Below are 1,982 nucleotides of genomic sequence, written 5' to 3' on the forward strand. Positions count from 1 at the left end.
CCCCCCCCCCACTTTGGATCTTCCTCTATCCGAAGATTTGTTCCTCAAACGGCGCCATCGGTGCGCAGCCTGGCGACCTGTTGCGCATCGTAGCCAAGCTCAGCGAGCACCTGTACCGTGTGCTCCCCCAATGCAGGCCCGACCCATTCGGCGGCCCCTGGCGTGTCGGAAAGCTTCGGTACAATCCCAGGCATCTTGAACGCCTTGCCATCCGGCAGCCTGGCTTGCAGGAACATCTCGCGGGCGAGGAATTGCGGGTCGCTGAACATGTCCTCCGCGCTGAAGATCCGGCTCGCCGGCACTCCAGCCTGGTTCAGCTGGTCGATGACGGCATCCAATGGCAGCGAGTTGACCCAGCGATCAATGACCCCATACAACTCGTCGCGGCGTTCGTCACGGCCATCGTTGCTGGCCAACTGCGGGTCATTTGCCAGGTCGTCCCGGCCAATGACCTGCATGAAACGCTTGAAGATGGCGTCACCGTTGGCGCCGATCTGTACATGCTTGCCGTCGGCGCTGGTGTGGATGGATGACGGCGTGATACCGGGCATGATGTTGCCGGTGCGTTCGCGGATGAAACCGAACACGTCGAATTCCGGCACCATGCTTTCCATCATGGCGAAAATCGCTTCGTATAACGCCACGTCCACGACCTGGCCGGTCCCGCCGTTGACCTCCCGGTGACGCAAGGCCATCAGCGCGCCGATCACTCCCCAGAGCGCGGCGATCGAGTCGCCGATGGAGATACCGGTGCGCACCGGTGGGCGGTCCTCGAAACCGGTGATGTAACGCAGGCCGCCCATCGACTCACCGACGGCGCCGAAACCGGGCTGATCCTTCATCGGCCCGGTCTGGCCGAAGCCCGATAGCCGGACCATGACCAGTTTCGGATTCAGTGCGTGTAACACGTCCCAGCCCAGGCCGAGCTTTTCCAGCACGCCGGGACGAAAGTTCTCGATCAGGATGTCAGCTTCGCCGAGCAGTTTTTTTAGAATTGCCAAGCCTTCGGGGTGCTTGAGGTTCAGTGTCACGGACTTCTTGTTGCGTGCCTGGACGAACCACCACAAGGACGTACTTTCATACAACTTGCGCCACTTGCGCAGCGGATCGCCGCCGTCCGGCGATTCGACCTTGATGACCTCGGCACCGAATTCACCGCAGATCCGCGCGGCAAAAGGGCCGGCGATCAGCGTGCCGAGTTCGATGACCTTGACGCCCGCAAGGGGTTTGGCTGTAGGTGACATGACGGATCCTGTAGGGCAAAGGCAGAACGAATAGAGCGTTTTATCATAGGCTGACTGTCGTCGCCGCAGGTTGATGGTCGGCAATTCGTGGATTAGCCGTCGCATCGGTTAGACTTGCCGCCTTTCCTCGTATCAAGAAGCCCGTTCATGGCCCAGCCGTCCACGACCTACAAGTTTGAACTGAACCTCACCGACCTCGACCGCAGCGTTTACGAGAATGTGAAGCAGACCATTGCCCGCCATCCTTCGGAAACCGAAGAGCGCATGACCGTGCGCCTGCTGGCCTACGCGTTCTGGTACAACGAGCTGCTGGCGTTTGGTCGTGGGCTGTCGGATGTCGACGAACCTGCATTGTGGGAAAAAAGCCTGGATGACCGTGTGCTGCACTGGATCGAAGTCGGCCAGCCGGATGCCGATCGCCTGACCTGGTGCTCGCGCCGCACCGAGCGCACCAGCCTGCTGGCCTACGGCAGCCTGCGGGTCTGGGAAGGCAAGGTGATCCCCGCGGTGAAGAACCTGAAGAACGTCAACATCGCCGCCGTCCCCCAGGAAGTGCTCGAAACCCTGGCCAAGGACATGCCACGGGTGATCAAGTGGGACGTGATGATCAGCGAAGGGACGATTTTCGTGACCGACGACCGTGGCCAGCATGAGGTTCAGCTGCAATGGTTGCTGGGCGAGCGCGGTTGAGCCGTTGACCCTGTATCAAGTGAACGCTTTGTGGCGAAGGAGCTTGCT

At 60.7% G+C, this 1,982-nt stretch carries 2 protein-coding genes; one reads left to right on the forward strand and one right to left on the reverse strand.

Going from position 1 to position 1,982, the window contains the following annotated elements; genetic code table 11:
• Positions 1-44: 44 nt before the first annotated feature.
• The gene (locus ACE04F_RS07335; protein WP_486105614.1) at positions 45-1,244 is read right to left on the reverse strand and encodes a CaiB/BaiF CoA transferase family protein; all 1,200 of its coding nucleotides are present in this window, start codon (positions 1,242-1,244) and stop codon (positions 45-47) included.
• A 147-nt stretch (positions 1,245-1,391) separates the two neighbouring features.
• Here ACE04F_RS07335 and ACE04F_RS07340 point away from each other — a divergent pair, with 147 nt between their 5' ends.
• Positions 1,392-1,934, forward strand: coding sequence for a YaeQ family protein (locus ACE04F_RS07340; protein WP_047227511.1), 543 nt, complete (start codon positions 1,392-1,394; stop codon positions 1,932-1,934).
• Positions 1,935-1,982 lie beyond the last annotated feature (48 nt).

It is taken from the genome of Pseudomonas sp. AGC41 (assembly GCF_057334555.1).